Origin of the sequence: Streptomyces sp. SP18CS02 (genome assembly GCF_036322365.1) — a bacterium.
Classification (GTDB): Bacteria; Actinomycetota; Actinomycetes; order Streptomycetales; family Streptomycetaceae; genus Streptomyces.
In genome coordinates this window covers 200,206-222,698 of record NZ_JAQYXC010000262.1, presented here as the reverse complement: position 1 = coordinate 222,698, position 22,493 = coordinate 200,206, and the positions used below count along the sequence as shown (strand labels likewise).

Sequence of the window (22,493 nt, the reverse complement as noted above, 5' to 3'; positions counted from 1 at the left end):
CGGAGCACGCGACGCGTCCGCCTCATCCATCGTCGGGAAACCCCAACGCCGCTCCGCATCCGTCGCCCAGAACTTCCCCAGGATGTCCCCATGGATCGCGAACGCCACATCCGGACGCCACAGAATGATCCCGTTCTGGAACAGCTGGAAACGCCCGCCGAGGGAGGCTGCCTCCTCGGCCCGGACCGGACCGCCGAGCACACCGCCCGGACCGCCCATGGCGCCGTACTTCGCCCCGATCGTGCCGTACGGCTGGAACGCCTCGTCCCGCATCGCGCGGGCGATGCCCTCTGCCTGGTCGTACCGCTCCGGGTACGCAGAGCGCTGCACGGCCTGGGCGAGCTGCCCCGGGGTGCTGCCCTCCATGCCGGGCTCCATCCGGAGGGCCACTTCGAAGAACTTGTTCGCCGCGTAGTCGACGTCCATCACCTGCTCGGGCGTGCCCCAGCCCTGTGAGGGGCGCTGCTGGAAGACCCCGAGCGAATCACGGTCGCCGCAGGCCAGGTTGTTCATACGGGACTCGACCCAGCCCGTCTCGAAACCGGCGAGCATCACCTTGGCGGACACGTTCAGACGCTGGCCGACCTCGTAGACCTTTCGGGTCACCGCGATGTCCCGGTCGGACGGGATGGAGCAGTACGCCTCGGCGGGCGCGGCGTGGTTCAGGGGGCCGGGGATGTCCGTCGGGTCCTGCGCCCGTGCCGGGCCAGCCAGGGCGGTCGTGGCGGCGAGGGCCAGCAGGAGCGTGATCAGTGCGCCCGCTCGCGGTCCCGGTCTCCTCCTCCGCCCCGATCCCGATCCCGATCCGGGTCCCGATTCCGATCTCGTTCCTGTTCCTGTTCCCGTTTCCGTTCCCGTTCTCGTTCTCGTCGCAGGTCTCGGTATCGCTCGTCGTGCAACGGCGCTGTTCATGCGCCTCCTCCTGAGGGAAGGGTGGTCGGTGAGTGGGCGCGGGCCCTGCGGCCGTTGTGGCGAAGGGCCCGCGCCGGGTACGCGGCTACGGGTTGATGCCGTCGTACTGGAGCACCCGGTACGGCGACTGTCCGAGTTGTCCGTTCCACTGCGACACGATCAGCGTGAGCGATGTCGCACTGGCGCTGCCCGGATGGATGTAACCGCCGTACAGGAAGGGGAGTTGCGGCTTCCCCCAGTGACTGGGCGGCCAGGCCGCGTCGCCGACGATCTGCGGCTTGGGGGCGCTCCACACGGCGTCGGGCCGGGGGGCGGTGCGGGTGCTGATCGAGTAGTCGGCCACGTCGAAGTAGCTCATGCAGTAGGTGCCGCCGATCCGCTTCACCGAGAACTCGCCGATGTTGTTGCCGGTGAGGATGGCGGTGGGCGGGGCGGCGGTGGTCCACTGCCAGCGGCCCTCGTGGTGTGCCCAGTTCTGCTGGGCACCGAAGTTCCCGGCACGGAAGTCGTCCGGCCAGATGCGGAACAACTGGATGGCCCCGCCGTCGGCCGTGTTCATGTGGCTGCCGTTCCAGCGCTTGGAGAAGATGTACAGCCACCCGTCGGGGTCGATGCCCGCGAACGACCACATGCCGTACATGGACTGGTTCACGCCCTGGGTGTCGCCCGCCCAGTGGTACGGGTAGTCATGCCACGTCACGCCGTGGTCGTCCGAGTAGGCCACGCCCGACATCAGTGAACCGTCGTACCCGGCGGGCGGCTTCCACACGGCGACGGACGTGTACTGGATGTAGGTGCGCCCGCCGAACTCGATGCAGTCGTTCGGGATCCGGCTGACCTCCATGCCGTGCCCGTTGTCCTGGTCGTGCCGGTAGTCGAACAGCTGCCGCGCACGGCCGCCGGTGGGCATGGCCCAGGTGAACGAGATCGGTGTCGCGCCGGAGGCGTCGAACCGCGCCTGGTTCAGCATCAGCGGGGAGCCGAGGTACTCACCGCTGAGTCCCGGTCCGGCCCAGGCGTCACCGAAGACATAGCCCCAGCTGTTGTCGTGCTCCCGGTAGTAGGGGATGGCGAGGTCCCCCGAGCCGAGCCCCTGCGCGGCGGCCGAGTCACCGGGCTGTTCGCACAACGGCGTACCGCGCTGCGCCAGGGCCCCGACGCCGGCTCGGGGAGCGGCGGCGGCGTGGGAGGCCGTCGCCCCGGCCACGCCCGCGCCCAGGGCGACGCCCGCCCCGGCCCTGAGCAACGACCTGCGGGACACCGGGGGGCGGTCCGGCTGTGAAGGGATGGACATCGATCAGACCTCCGGGATGTGTCGGGATATCGGGTGTGCGGTGAGGGGCGCGGCCCGGCGGGCGCGCGGCTGCCGGGCCGCGCACGTCCCGTGGCGCCTGTGAAGTACCGCACAGGGGTGATGAGTCCGAAACCGGCCTCGCTTCGCACGCGGAACGGTTGGATGTCCTCATGGTTGTCACGGCCCAAGCACCCGCTCAGGCCCTGCCGGCGAACCGTGCCGGGCCCCTTCGGACCGGACCCGCGTCCGGACGCGTCGGCATGGAGCGTTCCGGCCGCCGCGTCCGGTCCACCACTTCTGTGGCGGGCCTCGCGCCTGTCCGGCACGACGCCCCCCGGTGCGGGGCCGACGCCGCGTCCGGCGCCTGCCGCATCCAGTACAGCGGCCACGACGACGGCAGCGTTCGGCCGTACCGGCGCAGTCGCCGTCACTCCGCCGCGGGCGTGACCATCCGGGCATCCGGGCACGTACTTCCTTCCGTTCAGCGGCTCGGGCCGACCCGGGCTGTCACGTTCACGCCGGTCCGTACGGGGGTCTTCCTCGGTTCGGCCGGCGCGGGAGGGCGAGTGCGCGGGAGGGGGCGACGGCCCACGCGAATACCGCCGGACCCGTCGCCCGTCGTGTGCGAGGCCCATTGAATCCGGTGGTGGACGCCGTGTCCCGGCACGATGGCCTCGTCGGACAGACGCCGGACAATCTCCGGACATCGCGGCTCCCTCGCACCGTCCGGCGCACCGGGCTCCAGGTGAACCAGACCGTCCATGGACAGGGAGGAACGAGAGGTGGGACGCCAGGAACAGCCGCTGGACCCTTTGGAGGGTCCACTGGCCCGATTCGCCTACGACTTACGGGAGCTGAGGCGCCGGGCCGGCAGCCCGCCCTATCGCCGGCTCGCCACCCGCACCCATTTCTCCGCGTCCACCCTCGCCGCTGCCGCCGCCGGCCAACGCCTGCCGAGCCCCGCCGTGCTGGCCGCGTTCGTGAGCGCCTGCGGTGGCGACCCGGACGAGTGGGAGCAGCGCAGGATCCTTACGCACAGCCTCATCACCGGACCGGGCCAGGCGCCTTCGGCCGAGGGGGCCCCGGACACCCGCGAACCCGGAGTGCCGCCCGGCCCGACCGAGGCGTCCAGCCCGGCGGCACCACCCGGTGCGGAGCGGCCCGCCACGGAGACGTCCGGGAGGGCGGAGTCCGGGAGGGCGGAGTCCGGGAGGGCGGAGTCCGGGAGGGCGGAGTCCGGGAGGGCGGAGTCCGGGGCGGATGCATCTGCCGTGGCGGAGCCGGCCGCCGTGGCGGAGGCATCCGGGAGGGAGGAACCGACCGGAGCGGGTGGAACCCGGACGCAAGGACGCGGCTTCCTCGGCATACCGCGCCGGCCGGCGTCGCGCCGTTCCGCCGGAACGACCGCCGTCATGGCCGCCGTGGCACTGCTCTGCGCGTCCTTACCCGGTGACTCGGCGTCGCCGAAGACCGCTCCGCGTCCGGACCGGAAGCAGGACACGGCCGGCTCCGCCGCGCAGGCCCGTACGCGCGAGGACGCCCGGTGGCTGCGGACGGACGCCGACATCCCCCGGCGCTACCGCCCCCTGATCATCCAGGCCGGCACCCTGTGCGGCCTCCCGGAGATCAGCCCTGCCCTGGTGGCCGGCATACTCGAGGCCGAGAGCGGGTTCGACGCCGCGCTCAGCGACCCGGCGAAGGACGAATACGGCATCGCCCGTTGGACCCCGCGCGTGCTCCGGTACTACCTGCCGCCCGACCGGCAGCACACGGTTCCCCGACCGCCGTTCAGCCCCGAGGACTCCATCGCCGCTCTGGGCAGGATGCTCTGCGCCGTCGCTCCCGATCTCGAAGGCGTCCCCGGTGACCCCGGCCTCAACCTGGCCGCCGCCTACCGCACCGCCACCTGGATCGTGCAGCAGCAGGGCCCAGAACTCCGACGCGTCCAGCCCTACCTGAACCGGGTCCGCGCCAACGTCCTGCGCTACAGCCCGTCGCCGGATCCGGCGTGAGCGGCCCACCGGGCGCCATGCGCGCCGGAGGCCGCACGGGCCGGGAGGCCGTCCGGCCGTGAGGGGCACCCCGGGCGGGCGTCGCCGGTCCGTACGCCCCCGGGGGGCACCCGCCGACGACGGCCCGCACGTCGGGCCGCCGGGGCACCCCGCCCGGTGTCGCCCGGCGCCCGCCCGGACCGCCCGGGCCGCAGGGGCCGCACCGCCTTCCGGGCTCCGGCACGGGGACGACCGCGGAGCGAAACCGCTGAGACCCCGGTGGGCACGATGCGGTCGCCGTGCCGGTTTCACATGCGGTACGAGAAGCGCAAGGCGCCTCCCTCCTCCCGGTAGACGCCGCGGCCACGTGCGCTGAACGGGTTGGGAAGCACATGGACCCCCAGTCCTTCCGGGTCGAGCACCGAAGTGATCGCGAGTATGCGCCACCTCTCACTGCCCGCGAACCGCTGCGCCGCCCTCACCTCGCTCTCCCCCAGTTCGATCTGGCCGCCCTCTCCCTGTGTCGCCTTCACCTCGTACATCAGCGGGTGCCTGCCCGAGCCGACCCTGAAGTCGAAGCCCAGGGTGTCGTCGCCCGGCGAGCCGGGGAACACGCTCCGCCGGTTGGACGACACCCAGCTGGTCTCGTTCACCGCCTCATGCTGCTCACGCAGCCACCGGTAGGCGAACCACTCCCCGATGAACCCGATCGCCCGGCGTTGGGCCGCGGACAGCCCCCGGTCCACGGCCGGGTGACGGCCCGGCCGCGGGGAGCCCGTCGGCCCGCCTGTGCGGGCCCTTGGTTCCTGAAGGGCCGCGAAGCCCCTGCGCCCCTGGACGATGCCCGGGCCGGCCTCCAGCACGCGCTGGAGTTCGCTCGCCAGCTCGGTGAAGTCACCAGCGGCGACGTCCATCTCGGTGCCCCCGAAGGAGATGACGCTCCTGCGACGTACACGCTCCTCACGTGCCCGTTCGGCGTCGTCCCGGACACGATCGAGGTCCTCGGCGGTGAGCCCATGGGCCGTTGCGTCCAGGGTCGGCGGCATCCCGGCGGGCCACTGCCCCAGGGCCTCCAGCCAGGCCAGGACGTCATCGGCGGTGAGATCGCGGAAGTCCAGGGCGCCGGCCCTGTCCAGCAGCGTCGTGATCTCCACGGCCGGGTCGGGCGCGGCCAACGCCGGCGGCAGGCGCTTGCGGGCGGCGTTCACCAGGGCCACGGCTTCGCCCGTCAGGCCGCGCACCAGCGCACCGTTGCGGCTGCGCACCGGTTCCAGGGCGGGCAGACGCTCCCCCTGGAGGGGCGCGCTGCGACCGAGCCGGCGGGTGAGCTCGTCCTCGATGTGGGACCGCAGCGAGGCCACATCGGCGTGCTCCTTCGTCAGCGCCCAGGAGTCGGGGGCCCCGATCCATGTCAGGGAACGCAGTCCGGGCCAGTCGTCGGCCGTCGGCCGGCGTCCGTCGAAGCGGTCCAGAACCGCCCACCGGAGCCGGTCCACGAGCCGGCTCCGGTGCAGGTCGACATGGAGACGGACCGCCTCCTCGTGCGATTCGGACCGGCTGATCGGCCGGTACGGCGGCCCCAGCCCCGTCAGTGTCCGGTTGAACTCCGCGAAGTCGATGCCCGCCGCGGCACGCAGTTCATCGACGTCCCGCGCGATCCGTGCGGCAGCCACCAGGTCCTTCGGCTCCAGCGGGAGTGCGTCGCGGTGGGGGACGAGCAGCGTGACGAGCTCCCGGCTGTCGGTGGGCGGCGGGTCCAGGAGGTCCCGGGCCCGCGGCTCGCCCAGTATGTGCGCCAGCACGGGCAGGCAGCGCTCCAGTACCCCGGCGACCGACCCGTCGAGGCGTCGGGCCGTCTCCTCCAGTTGCGCGGCGGAGATCCCGAGGGCCCGGGCGAGCACGTCCTCGGACGGCGTGGCGATGTCGCTGTAGGCGGTGCGCAGTTCATGGGCGGCGAGCCGCAGGCGCAGCGCCGCGGAAGGCTGCCCCGCCAGCTGGGCCGCCGCCTCGGCGAGCCGTCCCACCGCCTCCCAGTCGAGCGCTCGGGCCGCTTCCCGGGGGGCGAGGATCAGGGGCCTGCGGACGCCCGGCAGGGGGAGGATTCCGGACAGGCGCTCCGGCAGTCGGATCGGTGTCCCGTCGAACGAGATGCGCAGGCTCTCGTAGCCGTACAGGCGCAGCCCCCGGACGGTCGCCACCAGCCGGGTCAGGGTCGTGTCGGTGGGCCTGATCCCGTCGGTGGCGTGGTCGGCCAGCGCCCCCACGGCGAGCGGCAGCCAGGGCAGACGGTCGGTCAGGGGGTCGCCGAGAGCGGACAGGTCGGCGTGTCCGTCGTCGCCTTCCCCTCCCCCGTCGACCTCCACGGACAGCTCCGCCTCGTCGACCAGCCGGATCGCGTCGGGGCAGAGGTGCCTGAGCAGGCCGGCCGCCGCCTTTCCCGCCCCCGGCACCACCAGCAGGGGGTTGCTCGTCTCCCGGATGAGGCGCGCGGCCAGGGTGTCGCGCTCACCGCTGACGTAGAGCGTCCGGCCTCCTTCGCCCAGCGTCTCGACGTCGAGGGTGACCAGCCGTTCCCCCTCTTCGACGAGCAGCGAGGCCTCCGCCAGCGGCTCGGTCACGTTCCAGGGACGGAGGCGGGCGTCGGGGAGCGCCGTCAGGTCCTTCCAGGCCCTCTGGTTGGCGCGCTGCACGGCGGGCCGGTCCTCGGGGCCGATCAGGCCGGCGCCGACCGCCCGGCCCAGGTACGCGACGAGTCGCGCGCTGTCGCGCGGTTCGTCCCAGGTGGGCAGGCCCAGCTCGCGGAGCCGGGAGAGGGTGTTCCCCGCGTCCAGCAGGCCGCGGAAGCGCCGGGCGACGGTGGGGGCGAAGGCCGGCTCCTCCTCCGGGGCTCCCGGGTGATGCCACGCGTCCGCCGGTCGTACGAAGGCGATGGCACGGTCCCGGCCGCGCACGGGCAGCCACGGCTGCTCCTCCACGAACGCGCGCAGCGGCGTCAGCACTTTGCGCGGGTCCTTGTCCCCCGACCTTGCACGGGTCCACAGACTCGTGAAACGTCTGTCGTTCCAGTGCGACAGGCCGTGCAGGACCAGTCGTGCGTAGGCGAGGCGGCCCGGCTCGCTGAAGCCGCCGACGACCTCCTGTCCGGGAAGTCGGTGGAAGGGGGTGCCCCGGTAGGGCGTGTTGGGGTACCGCACCGTGCCGCGGCCACGACCGACGAACGGCTCCCATTGCTCGACGACGCCCCTCGGGGCCCGGGCCATGCGGACGAGCGAGCCGGTGTGGAGCCGGCTCCCGTGGGCGGTCGCGTCCACCCCGCCGCTGGACACCGGAATGAGACCGTCGGTGACTCCGAGCGCGCGCAGGAAGTCCCGCCACTCCTCCAGGGTCTCCCCCCGTCCGACGAACGCCGTCGGCGGCGCGACGAGACGGGCCTCCAATCCCCTGAGGTCGCTGGAGGCGTCCCTGCCCTCGTCGACGACGGCGGCCAGGTCGTCCCCGTGCGTACCGCGCCAGCCCGCCCCGAACGCCGCGGTACCCGCCAGGATCGTCGATCCGGCGGCGGAGGGCACGTACAGGCCCAACTGCTTGACGGCCAGGGGGCGGGCGGGTCCGCGGGACCGGTACAGCCGGAACACGAACTTCAGGGCCTGTTCACGCAGTCTGCGCGCACTGCTCTCGCCGAGGGCCAGACGGACGTGTTCGAGCAGCCCGTCGACGTCGAACTTCCTGACCAGACCATGCAGTTCGAGGAAGAATCTCGCCTCTTCGTGCCGGGCGCCGCCCTCCTCCGTCCCCAGCAGGCCCGAGTGGAGGTAGAAGAGCCGCTTTCCCAGCACGTCGGGCACGGCCGGCTCGCCCCGGTGTCCCGCCTCGCCGCGCACCGGCTGGAAGAACGCCTCTCTGCGTGCCGTCCGTCCCGATGTCCCCGGTTCGCGCCAATGGCCCGCGTTGCACCGTCCGAGCGTGCCGTCGTCCGCCAGCAGCAGCTTCCGGCCCCGCAGCGCCGCGCCGTCACCGGCGAAGAGCTGCGTGAGGTCGGTGTAGACGCCGTCCCAGGCGCCGACGGGCTCCCCGGGAGCGGGCGGAGGCAGGACCGCGACGATGCGCTCCACATAGCCCGCCCGGTCGGGCGTCGACGGCTCCAGCGGACACTTGAGGTAGGCGCACACCCTGGCCAGGCGCCTCATCCGGCCCCCTCCCACCCGGGGATCGGCCACCGGGATGCCGACGGCCCCGGCGGACCGTGCCGTCAGGGTGGTGAGGTCGCCGGCCGGCCACAGCACCGCCTCCCGGGGGGTGGTCCAGCCGCCCGGCCCGGCAGGGTCCAGGACCGGTACGAGCGGCACGTCCTCGAAGGCGCGGCCGTGCGCCCGCCGGGCGGCCGTGGCCAGGAGGCCCGCGTACTGCGCTCCCGTCTCCCATCCGAGGACGTCCACGGCGGCGGCGCGATGAACGTCGCCCGGCAGGGCCCGCCACTCCTCGGCGGCCAGCAGGCAGGTCTCGGCCAGGGCGTCGTACAGCATCGTGTTGAGCGGGTGCTCGCGGTCGAGATCGGTCCGGTCCATCTTCGTGAAGAACGGAGCGTTCACATGCCCTCGCAGGGGCGCGGCCATGTCGTCACCGAGCGGGAGGAACGTGTACAGCTGCCCGCGCCGGTCGGCCTCGCCCCCGGCCGGCAGCGCGACCTCCACCACCGCGGCCTCTTCCCACCGCAGCCAGGATTCGTCGAGGGCGCCGGTCTCCACCGCGTCCGCGACCGTGTCGCGCAGCCGCTGGTCCGGCACGGCGCCGCGGGCCACGAGGAACTCCCCCAGCTCGCCGAGGCCGACGCGGGACACCGAGACCACGGGCGCGGACCGCGGATCCCGCCCCCGCTCGTCCCGGGTCCGTGCCGAGCCCGCGGGCTTCTCCTCACGCACCAGGTCCGTGCGGTCGACCGAACCGTCCGCCTTGCGGCGCTCCAGCACCAGGCGGTCCAGACGGTCGAGGAACAGCATGACGGGGGTCCTGGCCCTGGCCAGCTCCTTCAGGCGTCTGGCCGTCTCCCGTCCGGCCGCCTCGCTGCGCAGCGGCAGCCGGACCACGGTCACATGGCCGGCCGCCCCCAGCTCCGCGCAGGTGACGGGCAGTTCGTCGACCGGAAAGGGAACCTGCAGGGGCGGATACTCCCTGACCACCATGTCGACCAGTGCGTCGTCGCCTCCCAGCAGGACCCGGAGATCGTCCTTCCCCGCGAAGCGGAACCGGTAGCCGTCCAGCCTTCCGGTGCCCGGGGCGGCGGGGTCGTCGCTGTAGATCTCGGGCGACTCCGTGATCTCCAGGACACTGCGGAAGCCGAGCCCCTTGTTGCCGATCCCCTCGCCCACCCGTTTGTCGCTCTGCGCGAGCTTGCACACCCGCTCGACCTTCTCCCACAGGAAGGGGGTCCCGCCGTTGGCCACGTACAGCGTGCCGTGGGGCCCCTCCCCCTCGTCCAGCAGCACGTGGACGTGTCCGTCCCCGCGGTCCCGGGGGTGGGCGTCGTGCCCGTTCTGCAGGAGCTCCAGCAGGAACCGGCCGGCGTAGTCCCTGGCATTCATCCAGGAGACCGCGCGCAGTTGCGGGCCCGGCTGCCACCGGGACGGTCTCTGCCACTCCTCCAGCACCGCGTCCGCGTACGCGCGTACCTCACGCGCGTACGCGTCCGCCGATCCGTCCTCGACGCGCCCCACCGTCACGACGGCCCCCTCCGGTCGCACTCCCCCGTCGATCCCCGTGCGAGGGATCTCCGGTGAAGATAGCCCGGCCCACTGACAACGGCGCCCCGTCGCACCCCGGGAGCCGGTACGCACGCAGCTCAGGGCCTCGCACCGTGGTGAGCCGTCCCGCCGCTGCCATGTCGCTGCGATGTCGCTGCGATGTCGCTGCCGGGAACGAGCCGTTCTCCCGCCGGCCGCCCGTCCCGCGCCACCGCCCTCGCGGGCGACCGCTTCACCGGGGCCCCCGCGCGCACCCCCGGGCCCGCGGCCCCGGGACCCGTGTGCCCCCGCATCACGCCTGCTCAGCCACACAGCGCTCGACCGTCGATCCTCGGCCGGACCCTGGCTGACGCACGGCTGGGGGCCACCGTGCGCGCCCCCGCCTCCGATAACCTGGCTCTCCCCTTTCGGAGGAGTTGTACCAGTGGAGTTCCGGCTGCTCGGAGCGGTTTCCGTCGCCACCGAGGCCGGCGAACCGCCCCTCGGCCCCGCCAAGAGGCGCAGCCTGCTCGCTGCCCTGCTGCTGAAGCCGAACCGCCCCGTGCCGGTGGAGCGGCTGACGGAGGCGCTGTGGGACGACGAGCCGCCCCTGCGGGCCCGCAGCGTCATCCAGGGGCATGTCTCACGCCTGCGGGTCCTGTTCGCCGACGCGCACGCCGAGATGTTCGGTGTCGAACTGGTCACCCAGGGCACGTCGTACATGCTGCGCATGCCGGAGACCCTGCTGGACGCCCACCGTTTCGAGGAGCTGGTGACGCTGGCCCGCTGCCAGCGCGCGCCGGGGGACGCCGCTGCGATGTACCAGGAGGCGCTGTCCCTGTGGCAGGGGCCCGCGCTGACCGGGGCGTATCCGAGTCCGCCGATGCAGGCCGCCGCGCTCACCCTGGAGGAGCTCCGGCTGGCCACCGTGGAGTCGCTGGCCGCGGCGTACACGCGGATGGGCGACCACACCCGGGCGGCGGCGGTGCTGGGCGCGGAGGCCGACGCGCATCCGCTGCGCGAATCGCTGTCCGCCGCGCTGATGAGGGCATTGCAGCGCGCGGGGCGCCGTTCGGAGGCGCTCGACCGGTTCCACCGGACACGGCGGCTGCTCGCCGACGAACTGGGGGTGGACCCGGGCCGTGAGCTGGCGGACGCCTACGCCGTGGCGCTGCGCGGAGCGCACGAGGAAGCGGCGGAAGCGGCGGAAGCGGCGGACCCCGCCGAAGCGCCGGCAACGGCTCCGGCCCCCGCTCCGGCCGCCCCCTCGGGGCCGCCGGCCGTTCCGGCGCCGGACGTCGTCGATCTGCTGCCGCGTATGCCGCGGGGGTTCCACGGGCGCGCCGCCGAACTGACCGCGCTGTCCCGGGCCGCGGCCGGCGAGTCGCCCGTGTGCCTGGTCACCGGTCCGGCGGGGGTGGGCAAGACGGCGCTGGTCGTGCACTGGGCACACCGCAACCGCGCCGCGTTTCCGGGTGGCCTGCTCTACGCCGACCTGCGCGGCTTCAGCGATACGGGCGAGCCGACCCATATCGAGGTGCTGCGCGAGTTCCTGTTGGCGCTGGGTGTCGCGCCCCGCCGGATCCCGGAGTCGGCGAACGGCGCGTCCGCGCTGTTCCGGACCCTGGCCGCCGGCCGTCAGCTGCTCGTCGTCCTCGACAACGCCCGCGGTTCCGATCAGGTCAGGGAGCTGCTGCCGGGTGGCGCCCGGTGCGTCACCGTGGTCACCAGCCGGTACCGGCTGCGCGGGCTGATCGCCTCCGACGCGGCCCGTCCCGTCCCCGTGGACGTGCTCGGCGCCAAGGACGGCACGGCCCTGCTCGCCGCCGTGCTCGGCGAGGAGCGGGTGCTCGCCGAGGCGGTGGCCGCCCGGCGCCTCGCGGAGCTGTGCGGCGGGCTCCCCCTGGCCCTGCGGGTGGCCGCCGCCCGGCTGGCGGACCAGCCGGACTGGTCCCTGAGCGCGATGAGCGTAGAACTGTCCGACGAGTCGCGCCGGCTGGCCCTCCTGGACGTGGAGGACACGGGGGTGCGGGCGGCCCTCAGGCTCACCGTGCGCCGGCTGCCCGACGACGTGGCCCGGCACTTCGCGCACCTCGGCCGCCACCCGGGCACGTCCATCGACCGGTTCACGGCGGCGGCCCTGGCCGGCACGGACCCGGCCACGGCCGAGGCGACGCTGGACAAGCTGACAGCGGCGCATCTGCTGACGCGGACCGCGCCGGGGCGCTGGACGCTCCACGATCTCGTCCGGCTGTACGCACGGGGCCTGGACTCCGAGCCCGAGGCGCTCGTCCGGGTCCTGGACCAGACCGTGGCGACCGCGCTGGCCGCGGCGGGCGCCGCCGAACCCGGCGACGAGTCGTGTTTCGCGCTGCCCGCGGACTTCCGGCCGCCGCGCGCGGTCCGGGAGTTCGCCGACCGTGAGCAGGCCATGGCGTGGTACGCGGCCGAACGAGACGACCTGGCCCTGGCCGCGGTCGCCGCGCGCGACGCCGGTCTGCACAGCAGGACGTGGCGGATCGTCCTCGCGATGTGGCCGCAGATGGTCTGGCGTGTGCGGGACGGCTGGGTTCCGGTGCTGGAGGCGGCGTTGGAGGCCGCACGGGCCGATGCCGACACCCGTGCCGAGTCGCGCGTGCTCGCCCTGCTCGGATGGGTACTGACCGAGGAGGGCCGCACAGATGAGGCGCTGGTCCACCTGGAGGCGGCGCCCGCGCTCGCCGCAAAGGCCGGCGATCCGCGCGGTGAGGCGACCGCGCTGGTCAACCTCTCGTTGGTGCAGGCGGCGCTCGGCGGTACGGAGGAGGCGGCCGAAGGCTGTACGCGCGCCGCGGAACTGGCCCGCGGCGTCGGCGACGCCCATACCGAGCGGCTGGCCCTGCACCACCTCGCCCGGCACCAGCTGGACGCCAGGAGATGGCGGTCGGCCTTCGACACCGCTGCCGCCGCGCTCGCCCTCGACGGCTCGGACGCGCCGTCGGCGTCCCGCGTGTTGCTGCTCACGGCGGCCGGTGAGGCCCTGTTGGGTATGGGTGAGGAGGCCGAGGGGATCCGGCGCCTTGAGGAGGCGGCGGGCGAGGCGGAGTCGTTCGGCTACGACGAGGGGGCCGTCCGGGCACTCGCCGCGCTGCTGCGGGTGTCGGCGGACGTGGGGCTGCGGGCACGGTACGACACGGCGATGGTGCGGCTCATGGACCGGACCTGAGCCCGGGGGTCCACGGGGGCCGGCGTCAGCGGGACGTCAGCGGCGCGTGAGCGCGACGCCAGCGGGGCGGGCCAGTGTGGTGTCCCCACGGCGGAGACGACTCCGCCCGCATTCCGCAGCACCGTCCGGGGGACCTCATCATGCCTGCCTCACGCGCCCGCACGACCGCCCTGGCCGCCGCCGCGCTGGTCCTGTCCCTGCCCCTGAGCGCCTGCGGCGGCCCGGGCAACGCGGCGGGCTCCGCCCCGGGTGCCGGTTCCGGCTCCGGTTCCCGTTCCGGCGAGGTCACCACCGTCGGCTCCGCCGACATCCGTCCGTGCGGCGGCGACGAGCTGTCGTACTCCGTGGTGCACCGCTTCCCGCAGCAACGGGGCGAGCACCTGCTGATCACCGCGCGCAACGCCGACGCCGACCCCTGCTGGGTCACCTCGTACCCGTCCGTCATGCTCGGGGACACCGCGGACGTGCTGGGCCGTTCGGCCAAGGAGACCACGGGCGGCGGCACCCGGATCACGGTCCGCCCGGGCGCCACGGTGCACTCCGCGGTGAACCTCCTGGCCGGCAGCGCGGGGACCCGCACGTCGGTGTCCCTCTCCCTCGCCCTGCGCGACCAGACCGGGGACACCGGCCCCGGCACCGAGCACGAGGCCCTCGACGGCAAGGGCGTGCCGTCGGAGTTCACCTGGTCGGACGCCGACGTCACGGACTGGAGCACCGTCAGGCCGTACGACTTTTGAACGCGCCGGCGAGGCATGACCGTCGAGGTCCCGCCGGGCGGGCAGGGCCGTGCCTGCCCGTCGTCGCCCCACCGCAGAACGGTCACGCAGAGGAACAGGTGTGAGCGGTCGACGGGCCGGCGCTGACCTTGGTCGTGTGTGCTACTGCGACAGGATCTCCGGACCAGGTCACTCGGCGCAGTCGCGCACTCCCGGCAGCTTGTTGTCGGGCGAGTCGAGGTAGATGTTGGTCACGTAGCCGTCGTACTGCGGGAGATAGGCCCACCAGTCGTTGACGTAGGGCGGCACCGAGACGGTCTGGCCGCGCTTCTGGCATCCGACCAGCACCTCGATGCCGGCGGGCAGGGTGGTGATCGCGGCCGAGGCGGTCGTCGTCGCCTCGCGGACGCGGACCCCCGAGCCCCAGGTGCCGAACCGGCTTCCGGCCGGACGCCGGGCGCCGGGCACGTCGAGCGAGTCGGTCAGCCGCGTGACGCCGGAGGACGCCGCGCCGTAGGAGGTCTTGTCCGGGTGCAGGGTGAGGACGGCGACGATGGTCCGGTCGCCGGGGCCCACGGTGCCCGTCGTGTGCAGGGCCTCGGAGACCAGGTCGAGGGCGCGGGCGCCCCGTGCGCCGCCGTCGCCGTCCGCGTGGACCGTGGCCGGCTCCTGCGGGCGGGTGGCCGGTACGGGCGTTCCGCCGTCGGCGGTGCAGCCGCCCGAGCTGAAGCCCGACCAGCCCTGCTTGACCGCCCAGGGCCCCTCGAAGGCCGAGGGGATGCCGAAGTACTGGTCGAAGCCGTCGTTCGCGCACCGCGTCGACCGGTGCAGGTTGTCCATCACGAACTCCCGCACCACGGCGGGCGCGACATCGAGCACATGGCGGTAGACCCGGACCGTGTCGGCCGCGGTGATCGCGGTGTAGCCCCAGTAGGCCGGGTAGCCGGCCGGGGGCGGCAGGGTGCCGGTGAGCCCGAGCCGGGGGACCATCCGCCCGACGAGGGCGGCGCCGCCGCGCTGGGCCCAGTAGTGGCTGGCCTGCGCGTCGTCGCTGCTGCGGAGCATGGCCTCCAGACGGGGGCGCTCCTGCTCCGGGATGCCGGATCCCGGGCCCCGGTCCCACAGCACGTCCAGGGCGATCAGGAGCTTGACGACGGAGGCGGACCGGAAGGGGCGGTCCACGTCGACCTGTTCGGTGAAGCGGCCGGTCTCACGGTCGTAGACGGCGATGCCCGCGGTGACTCCGGCCGGGATCTCGGCCATGGGGTTCCTCCCGACGTCGCCCGGCACGGCCCGCGTCCCCGGGGCGGCCGGTCCGGCGGCCGTGTCCCGGCGGCCGGCGGCGGGACCGTCGGCGGCCGACCGGACACCGGCGGCCGCCGGGGCGGGTGCCGGGGCCGCCCCCGCCGGTGCGGCGGGAAGCGCGCCGAGCGGCCCCAGAAGCAGGGAACAGGCCAGTACGAGGAGGGCTCCCCGTCCGCGCCCTGCGCGGGCTCCGGGGCGGGACGGGGGCCGGGGGGCGGTGGCGGACCCGGCGGTGGCGGACCCGGCGGTGGCGGACCCGGCGGTGGCGCGCTGCACCGCGGAGGACATACGCATCGGGCACCGGCTCCTCGAAGTGGTGGGGGATGAGGCACGGAACGAGGTCATGAGGCACCTTCGCAGCCGCGGTGGCCGCCCGTCAGCGTCGCGTCGTGGACTCGCCGTACGCAAGGGATTCGTTCCTCGTCGAAAGCCCGCCGCGCGTTCTTGTCAGGCTCAGAACACCTCGGTTACGTTCCCACCGCGCCCACGGCCCCGGCGGACCGCCGGGCCGCCTCCCCCACGAAGGAGCAACAGTGAGGTTCCTCAGACGCCTTCCGGTCGCCCTCTCCGCCGCACTCCTGGCACTGGTCGGGCTCCAGACCGTTCCCACGGGGGCGAAGGGCCTCGACTCCGCGGCCCCCACGGCGGCGGCCGCCGCGCCCGTCTTCAAGGCCCCGTACCCCTGCGGCCAGCGGTGGACGTACAGCCATCACTCCGCGGAGGTCCGCCGGGCTCTCGACTTCGTGCGCGGCGACGGCGGTACGACGGCGGGCACTCCCGTGCTCGCCTCGGCCGCGGGGACCGCCACCAGGCACTCCCAGCCCACCGGGGCCGGCAACTACATCGTCGTGGACCACGGGGGCGGCTGGACGACGTACTACTTCCACCTCTCGTCGTACTCGGTGGCCAGTGGCGCCCAGGTCGCCCAGGGACAGCAGATCGGCGTCACGGGCAGCACCGGGAACTCCTCCGGCGCCCACATCCACTACGAGCAGCTCTACAACGGCGCCGGCCAGAACATCGTCATCAACGGCGCCGGCCTCTCCTACCCGGGCAGCTACCACCAGGCCTATCTGACCAGCGACAACGGCTGCGGGGGCGGTTCGGGCACCCCGTTCAACACCTGGGGCAGCGGTGTCAACGTCCGTGCCGACGCCCGCCTGGGCGCCGCGGTCGTCACCACGCTCTCCGGGCCGACCGCCGTGCGGGTGCTCTGCCAGAAGCAGGGCGACACGGTGAACGCCGAGGGCCACAGCAACAACTGGTGGAGCAGGCTCCGCGACCAGAACGGGTTCATCAGCAACATCTACATCGACCACCCTGACGCCCAACTGCCCGGCGTCCCGAACTGCTGATCCTCCGGCGGACCGGGTCGCGCCCCTCCGTGTCCATGCCGGACGTGCTCCGCCTCCCACGGAGCGCGTCCTGGCATGGATGTGTCCATTCCACGACCCGCGTAGACTCCCCCCGGTCGGCTCCGCCGGGGCCCGGTACCACCGGGGGTGCGCAGTGCTACGGGTGGACTTCAGCGGCGGCGAACTGTCCCGGCTGCGCGTCGCCGCCGGCCTCGATCCCCTGTGGGAGACCGCGCTCAGTCTGCATCTGCTGCAGAACCGCCAGGCCGCGCCCGCCTTCGGCACATGGCGCCGCGAGGTCCGTACGGCTCTGGACCGCGCCGGACTCGCTCCGGCGACCAGGGCGTTGATGCGCCTGTGCCCTGCCACCGACTACTTCCCCGACTTCCTCACGCCCGGCCGCGGCGGAACGGACTTCGACACCGTGCTCGACCAGGTGCTGTCCACTCCCCGGCGCCGGCTGGCCGCCGAACTCTCCCGGCTCCACGCGCGCACCCCCGGCCCCGTCCCGTCGGGCGTGCGCTCGCTCGCCGAGGGCCGCCCGGAGGCGCTGCGCCGGCTGGGCTGGGCGATGCGCCGCTACTACGAGGTGGCGGTGGAGCCGTATCTGCCGGCGATGCGCGCGCAGGCCGCCGCCGACCGCGCGGGGCGGGCGGAAGCCGCGTTGGCGGGCGGAGCCGAAGGGCTGCTCGCCGGGTACGGGGCGATGCCCGGCTGGTCCTCGGACGGCCGGAGCCTGCGGGCCCCGTACCCGCTCGACCGCGAGCTGCGCCTGGAGGGACGGCCGTTGACGTTCGTACCGTCCTTCTTCTGTGTTCACGCCCCGCTGGCGCTGGTCGACGACGCGCTGCCCCCGGTACTCGTCCATCCGCTCTCCCCCGCTCCCGGCCCGCCGTCCCTTCCGCGCCGCGGCGACGCCGTCCCGTCCACCGCCCAGCTGATCGGCTCCTCCCGGGCGCGGCTCCTACGGCTCCTCGACAGCCCCATGACGACGACCGGGATCGCGGCGGCCCTGGGCCTCGCCTCGTCCACCGCCAGCCGTCATGTCTCGGTCCTGCGCGAGGCGGGGCTGCTGGCCTCACACCGCCGGGGCGTACGGGTGATGCACCGCCGCACCCCTCTGGGCGAGGCGGTGCTGACGGGAGCCGTGCGCTGAGAGCCCCGCTCGGCCGGACGCCGGAGGAGGGACGTCACGGCCGGGACGTGGCACCCCTCAGGCGTGGGGGTCGAACGGGATGCCGGCCGGCTTGGCCTTCTCCAGATGGCGGTTGAAGTTGCCGTCCTTGAGACCGAAGACGGCGCTTCCGAAGTCGGCCCGGCTCAACTTGTCGCGCAGGCCGGCCGGGTAGCCGTTCCAGCCGACCAGGGCCGGGAACCGCCAGCCGTGGTAGTGGTTCTCCGGCGGTTCGTCGTTGGAGTTGGCGGGGCGGAAGCAGTGCGTGCTCACGCCGTCCTTGTGGTAGACGATCTTGGGGTGCGTCCCGTCCCACCGGATCCGGTCACGGCCGTGGATGTCGAAGTTCCCGTGGGCGGAGGTGGAGACGTACCGGGGCTCGTCGTTCTGGACCCACACCACCACGTGCTCCCAGTCGTGGCGGTGCCCGCCGAGCCCGCTGCCGGCCACGGCCTGGTCCTTCTCGAAGTAGAGGCCGTACAGGACGGCGCACCAGCCGTTGTTGCACTTGGAGCGCGCGTATCCGTTGGTGTTGTCCAGGTCCCAGGAGTCCCGGCACTGGCCGTTGAGGGCGCCGGAGGGGTTGAGGCCGCCGTTCACGGTCCCGTCGGGGCCGATGGCGGGGGTCGGGTAGCAGCCGTCCGTGTCGTAGTCGTACGCGGGCTGGAACGTCTGCTCCAGCCCGTCCGCGTCGGCGGGCAGCGCTCTGGGCGGCTCGGCGAGCGCGCTGCCCGGAAAGGCGATGACCAGCGCGATGGCGCTGCCGAGCACGAGTGGCACCCTGCGGATCCGCGAGCTCGTCTTCACTGCGTCCTCCTGATCGACCGTGGTGTGGGGCACACGACCTGATTGACATGCCCATCTCACCATCGGGGAACCGCGTTGCCCAGGGGGTGCCGACGAGCGGCAGGACGGTGAAGGGACGGCCAACCGGCGATGCTCCCCGTTCGACCGGCCGGCCGGTGGCCGTCCGCGCGCCACGGCCGGACCGGCCGCCGGCCGGCGCGCGGCGGCCTCCTCAGACGGTCGCCGCGACCCCCGCCTTGGCGATGAGCAGGTCGAGGAGGGCGAGCAGGGCGTCGCGCACGTCCCCACGGGTCCGGGCGTCCAGCATGAGGATCGGTGTGTCCGGGTCACGCAGATGCAGCGCCGCCCCGATCTCCTCGGCGGTGTAGTGCTGTTCACCGTGGAAGCAGTTCGCGGCGACCACGAACGGGAGCCCACGGCTCTCGAAGAAGTCGACGGCCGGGAAACTGCGGTCCAGTCGCCGGGTGTCGACCAGTACGACGGCGCCGAGCGCCCCGTTCAGCAGGTCCTCCCACATGAACCAGAAGCGTTCCTGGCCCGGTGTGCCGAACAGGTAGAGGACGACTCCGGCATCGGTGAGGGTCAGCCGGCCGAAGTCCATCGCGACGGTGGTCACCGCCTTGGACTCGATGCCGTCGAGGTCGTCGACGCCGATCCCTGCGGCGGTCAGCCGTTCCTCCGTACGCAGGGGTTCGATCTCGGACACCGTCTCGACCAGCGTCGTCTTGCCGACGCCGAACCCCCCGGCGATGAGGATCTTGACGGGGGCCGTTTCCCCGGCGGAGCGGTCATAGCTGGGCAAGGCTGTCCCTGATTCTCATGAGCAGGTGGACGTTGCTGGTCTCGGCCTCCTCCAGAGGCGGCCGATGGTGGATCAGCCCGCGCTCGGCGAGCTCGCCGAGGAGGACCGTCACCGGGGTGAGGCGCATGCCCAGCCGGGCGGCGATCTCGGCGACGGCCCGCCCGTCCGGGAACGGGCACATGGCGAGGATGGCCTGCCACTCGGTGGGCAGACCGCCCCGGTCGTCCTCGGCGGCCGCCGACGTGATCATGGTGTCCATGGTCAGGACGGAGGGCGGAGCGGCTGTACGGCCATCGGTGAGGGCGTACAGCCGGGTCCGGCGGCGGCCGGCGTCCTTCGGATCGACGGGCATCAGGACGGCGGCATCGGGGTGCGCCCGGGCGTGCCCAACCATTCGCCGAGTGCCTGCGCGGTGCGCACCGCCTCGCCGCCCAGCTCTCCGAGCCGGGCCTTGCGGGAGGTCACGACGATGAGCGTGCTGCCCTCGCCGCACCCCACGACGCAGAGGTACGTGTCTTCCATCTCGACCAGCTGACGGATCACCCGGCCGCCGTCGATCTCCCTGGATATCGCCTTCATCGTGGCCGCGATCCCGGAGGAGGCCGCGGCGATGCGCTCGGCCTGGGGGCGTTCCAGCAGATAGGCGCTGAGCTTGATCCCGTCGTTGGAGAGGAGCACGGCTCCCTGGATGCCCGCGATCCTGCTCAGGTTGTTGTCCAGAATGCTGTAGATCATGTCGTTGGAGGTCGTCGTCATGGCTGATCCTGTCGGAGCTCTTGTTCCACTTTCTGGGTCCCGTCCTCGTAGTCCGCCCAGGCGTCGGCCACCTCTTCGGGTGTCGCCGTGTCCTGGACGACCGGAGTCTCCGGTGCGCGTGGCTCGCGGAGTTGTTCGGCGATGTGGGTCTGCGGGACGCGCTCGGGGAGAGCCGGCCGCTCCTTCGTGCCCCGCACGACGGCCGGGGCCGGGGGCAGGCCCTCCCGGGACGGTTCCGGCGTCCGGCGGCTCGGCAGCTCGGGCCGCACGCGCACCGCCAGGGCCGGCCGTCCCCCGTCGACGCGATCGGCCGCGGCGGCGGGCAGATCGGGGAGGGACGGCGCCGGGGCGGCCGGTTCGAGCACATCCCGCTCGACGGCGGCCGGTTCGAGCACCGGCGGCGCGAGGGCGGCCGGCTCGGGCCCGGACCCTGCGTGGGCGAGCGGCCCGGTGACGGCCCGCGGTGCCACGCGCGCTTCGGGCACGGCCGGCGCCGGGGGACGCAGCAGCTCCCGCCCGGTCGGCACGAGCAGCTCCTTCGGAATGATCACGACGGCGGATGTCCCGCCGTACACAGAGCGGCGCAGTGTGACCGTGGCGCCGAGCTGGTCGGCCAGGTGGCCGACCACGAAGAGGCCCAGGCGGTGCGCGTTCTCCGCGAGGACGGCGTACGGCGGCGCGGAGTGCAGGCGCCGGTTCATCTCCTCGTAGCTCGCGGGCATGACCCGGGGGCCACGGTCCTCGATCTCGACCGACAGCCCGTCGGACACCAGTTCCGCCCGGATGACGACCTTGGCCCTCGGCGGGGAGAACCGGGTGGCGTTGTCCAGCAGTTCGGCCAGGAGGTGGCTGATCTGGCTGATCACACGCGGTTCCACGCTGATCTCGTCCAGGGCCTGCCGCTCGATCCGCCGGAAGTCCTCCACTTCCGCGGCCGCCTCGCGCAGCAGGTCGGCCACGCGCATGGGCTCGGTGTGCGGGTCCGGGATCTCGCCGCCCGCCAGGATGAGCAGGTTCTCGACCTGCCGCCGCATGCCCACGGTGAGCTGGTCGGAGCGCATCAGCTGGGCGAGGAGGGCCTCGTCGTGGCCGAAGGTGTCCTGGAGGTCCTCGGTGAGGCTTAGCTGACGGCTGACGAGGTTCCCGGTGCGTGAGGCGATGCCCGTGGCGAACATGCCGAAGCCGTGGCGTTCGTCCGCCAGCTGCCGGTGCCCTTCGACGGACACGGCGACGACCCGGGCGAAGGCGTCGCTGATCCGGCCGACCTCGTCCTGGGCCCCGGTGGGGCGGGGCAGGGCGTCGGCGTCGACGGTCTGTCCGCGCTGGAGCCGGGCCACCACGTCGGGCACGGTCCGCTCGGCGATGGTCACGGTCCGCTCGTGCAGCACACGCAGGCGGCGCAGGACCGAGCGCGTGGTGAGGGCGACCACGAGGGCGACGAGCAGCAGGGCGCCGCTGCTCCCCGCCACCAGCCAGGTGACTTCCGCCTCGATCTCCGAGGCCTTGGCGTCGCCGCGTGCGAGCAGCGCCCGCGCCCGGTCCTCGTTGAGCGTGCCGAGCCGCGCCGCGAACGTGGACTGCGCCGTGCGCCAGTCGGTGACCTCCTCGGGCAGCTTCACCCCGGAGTCGCCGTCCTCGTGGTCGGACACCACGGCGTTCTCGATGCGGGTCTTGGTCTTCCAGGCGTCCGAGCCGGTGATCCGCGCGTAGTACCTCGCGTCCTCGGCGGAGAGGTACGGCGTGACCCACGCGTCGTACAGGTAGCGGTGGGCTCCGACGGCGTCGACGAACTCCGTGACCGCGTGGGCCGGCAGTTCCCCGGACGGCCCGGCGGACGCGAGGATCGTGTCCTCGCGCGCCAGCATCTCGGACGCCGAGAACAGGGAGACGACCAGCCGGCTGTCCTCGGTGACCTCGGCGTCCTCGGTGTGACTGAACTCCTCCTGGTAGACGCGGATCATCTGGCCGATCAGGCCCGTGTAGTAGGCGGTGGTGCGGTCGGCGCCACCGGCCCGGGCGTCCGCGCGTTCGCGGTGGGCGTCCAGGTCCTCAAGACCGTTCCGCACCCCGAGGAGATGCCGGTTCGTCTCCTCCCCGGCAGGACCGGTGGCCGACGAGCGAAGGAATTCGGCCACGGCCCTGTCCGTCGCGGCACGCCGGTTCAGCAGCTCGAACTCCGGCACGGGAGAACCCGCCCACCGCTCCGCGGTCGTCGCCCGCTCGGCCTGGAGATCGACCATGAGCTTGTACAGGGGGACGCCGATGCGCTCACCGGACGCCACGTCGGCACGCAGATGACCGGACTGCGCCAGCAACCGGTCCGCCGTCACCGCCACTTGGGCACTCATGGCCAGGGTGGGGACCACCGCCAGCCAGATGAGCAGGGTACGCAGGCGCACGGTCGGCCACCGTCGACTCCTCGACGGGGCTCGTGGGCCTTCGGGTTCTATGGGTGACAT

14 protein-coding genes and 1 pseudogene are annotated in these 22,493 nt (G+C 73.4%); 6 read left to right on the top strand and 9 right to left on the bottom strand.

Annotated elements, in window-relative coordinates; translation table 11 throughout:
* Both PUR26_RS06720 and PUR26_RS06715 read right to left on the bottom strand, forming a co-directional pair.
* Positions 1–606 (bottom strand): LGFP repeat-containing protein (locus tag PUR26_RS06720; RefSeq protein ID WP_443076991.1); only part of this gene is annotated, 606 nt, incomplete at its 3' end.
* A 391-nt stretch (positions 607–997) separates the two neighbouring features.
* A complete protein-coding gene (locus PUR26_RS06715; RefSeq protein ID WP_329870151.1) occupies positions 998–2,206 on the bottom strand; it encodes a DUF4185 domain-containing protein in 1,209 nt (402 codons plus the stop codon).
* Positions 2,207–2,967: 761 nt separating this feature from the next.
* On the opposite strand from PUR26_RS06715, the pseudogene PUR26_RS06710 reads away from it, so the two are divergent.
* Both PUR26_RS06710 and PUR26_RS06705 read left to right on the top strand, forming a co-directional pair.
* A pseudogene (locus tag PUR26_RS06710) lies at positions 2,968–3,210 on the top strand (helix-turn-helix domain-containing protein); the annotation flags it as partial.
* Between the two features lie 408 nt (positions 3,211–3,618).
* Positions 3,619–4,218, top strand: coding sequence for a hypothetical protein (locus PUR26_RS06705; RefSeq protein WP_329870172.1), 600 nt, complete (start codon positions 3,619–3,621; stop codon positions 4,216–4,218).
* 287 nt (positions 4,219–4,505) lie between these two features.
* On the opposite strand, the gene PUR26_RS06700 is transcribed toward PUR26_RS06705, so the two are convergent.
* Positions 4,506–9,914, bottom strand: coding sequence for a sacsin N-terminal ATP-binding-like domain-containing protein (locus PUR26_RS06700; RefSeq protein WP_329870149.1), 5,409 nt, complete (start codon positions 9,912–9,914; stop codon positions 4,506–4,508).
* A gap of 445 nt (positions 9,915–10,359) precedes the next feature.
* Between PUR26_RS06700 and PUR26_RS06695 the strand changes: the two genes are divergently transcribed.
* Positions 10,360–13,119, top strand: a complete 2,760-nt coding sequence (locus PUR26_RS06695) for an AfsR/SARP family transcriptional regulator (RefSeq protein ID WP_329870147.1) — start codon at positions 10,360–10,362, stop codon at positions 13,117–13,119.
* A gap of 140 nt (positions 13,120–13,259) precedes the next feature.
* On the top strand, positions 13,260–13,856 hold the full coding sequence (locus tag PUR26_RS06690; RefSeq protein WP_329870145.1) for a DUF4232 domain-containing protein: 597 nt from the start codon (positions 13,260–13,262) through the stop codon (positions 13,854–13,856).
* A gap of 168 nt (positions 13,857–14,024) precedes the next feature.
* Here the strand turns inward: PUR26_RS06690 and PUR26_RS06685 are convergent, their stop codons facing one another.
* Positions 14,025–15,434 carry a hypothetical protein gene (locus PUR26_RS06685; protein WP_329870143.1) on the bottom strand — a complete coding sequence of 470 codons (1,410 nt, stop codon included), beginning with the start codon at positions 15,432–15,434 and terminating at the stop codon, positions 14,025–14,027.
* 239 nt (positions 15,435–15,673) lie between these two features.
* On the opposite strand from PUR26_RS06685, the gene PUR26_RS06680 reads away from it, so the two are divergent.
* Both PUR26_RS06680 and PUR26_RS06675 read left to right on the top strand, forming a co-directional pair.
* Positions 15,674–16,495 carry a M23 family metallopeptidase gene (locus tag PUR26_RS06680; RefSeq protein WP_329870141.1) on the top strand — a complete coding sequence of 274 codons (822 nt, stop codon included), beginning with the start codon at positions 15,674–15,676 and terminating at the stop codon, positions 16,493–16,495.
* Between the two features lie 163 nt (positions 16,496–16,658).
* On the top strand, positions 16,659–17,651 hold the full coding sequence (locus PUR26_RS06675) for an ArsR/SmtB family transcription factor (protein ID WP_329870139.1): 993 nt from the start codon (positions 16,659–16,661) through the stop codon (positions 17,649–17,651).
* Positions 17,652–17,708: 57 nt separating this feature from the next.
* On the opposite strand, the gene PUR26_RS06670 is transcribed toward PUR26_RS06675, so the two are convergent.
* From PUR26_RS06670 to PUR26_RS06650, 5 genes are all read right to left on the bottom strand, one after another.
* A complete protein-coding gene (locus tag PUR26_RS06670; protein WP_329870137.1) occupies positions 17,709–18,476 on the bottom strand; it encodes an NPP1 family protein in 768 nt (255 codons plus the stop codon).
* Positions 18,477–18,687: 211 nt separating this feature from the next.
* The gene (locus PUR26_RS06665) at positions 18,688–19,278 is read right to left on the bottom strand and encodes a GTP-binding protein (RefSeq protein WP_329870135.1); all 591 of its coding nucleotides are present in this window, start codon (positions 19,276–19,278) and stop codon (positions 18,688–18,690) included.
* On the bottom strand, positions 19,265–19,630 hold the full coding sequence (locus PUR26_RS06660) for a DUF742 domain-containing protein (RefSeq protein WP_329870133.1): 366 nt from the start codon (positions 19,628–19,630) through the stop codon (positions 19,265–19,267). The genes PUR26_RS06665 and PUR26_RS06660 overlap by 14 nt, the downstream gene beginning before the upstream one ends.
* On the bottom strand, positions 19,630–20,034 hold the full coding sequence (locus PUR26_RS06655; RefSeq protein ID WP_329870131.1) for a roadblock/LC7 domain-containing protein: 405 nt from the start codon (positions 20,032–20,034) through the stop codon (positions 19,630–19,632). The genes PUR26_RS06660 and PUR26_RS06655 overlap by 1 nt, the downstream gene beginning before the upstream one ends.
* The gene (locus PUR26_RS06650; protein WP_329870129.1) at positions 20,031–22,433 is read right to left on the bottom strand and encodes a sensor histidine kinase; all 2,403 of its coding nucleotides are present in this window, start codon (positions 22,431–22,433) and stop codon (positions 20,031–20,033) included. The genes PUR26_RS06655 and PUR26_RS06650 overlap by 4 nt, the downstream gene beginning before the upstream one ends.
* Positions 22,434–22,493: the final 60 nt, after the last annotated feature.

Coding starts and splice junctions, on each gene's coding strand:
- PUR26_RS06715 (WP_329870151.1), bottom strand. CDS start 2,206: ATGTCCATCCCTTCACAGCCGGACCGCCCCCCGGTGTCCCGCAGGTCG.
- PUR26_RS06705 (WP_329870172.1), top strand. CDS start 3,619: ATGGCCGCCGTGGCACTGCTCTGCGCGTCCTTACCCGGTGACTCGGCG.
- PUR26_RS06690 (WP_329870145.1), top strand. CDS start 13,260: ATGCCTGCCTCACGCGCCCGCACGACCGCCCTGGCCGCCGCCGCGCTG.
- PUR26_RS06685 (WP_329870143.1), bottom strand. CDS start 15,434: ATGCGTATGTCCTCCGCGGTGCAGCGCGCCACCGCCGGGTCCGCCACC.
- PUR26_RS06660 (WP_329870133.1), bottom strand. CDS start 19,630: ATGCCCGTCGATCCGAAGGACGCCGGCCGCCGCCGGACCCGGCTGTAC.
- PUR26_RS06655 (WP_329870131.1), bottom strand. CDS start 20,034: ATGACGACGACCTCCAACGACATGATCTACAGCATTCTGGACAACAAC.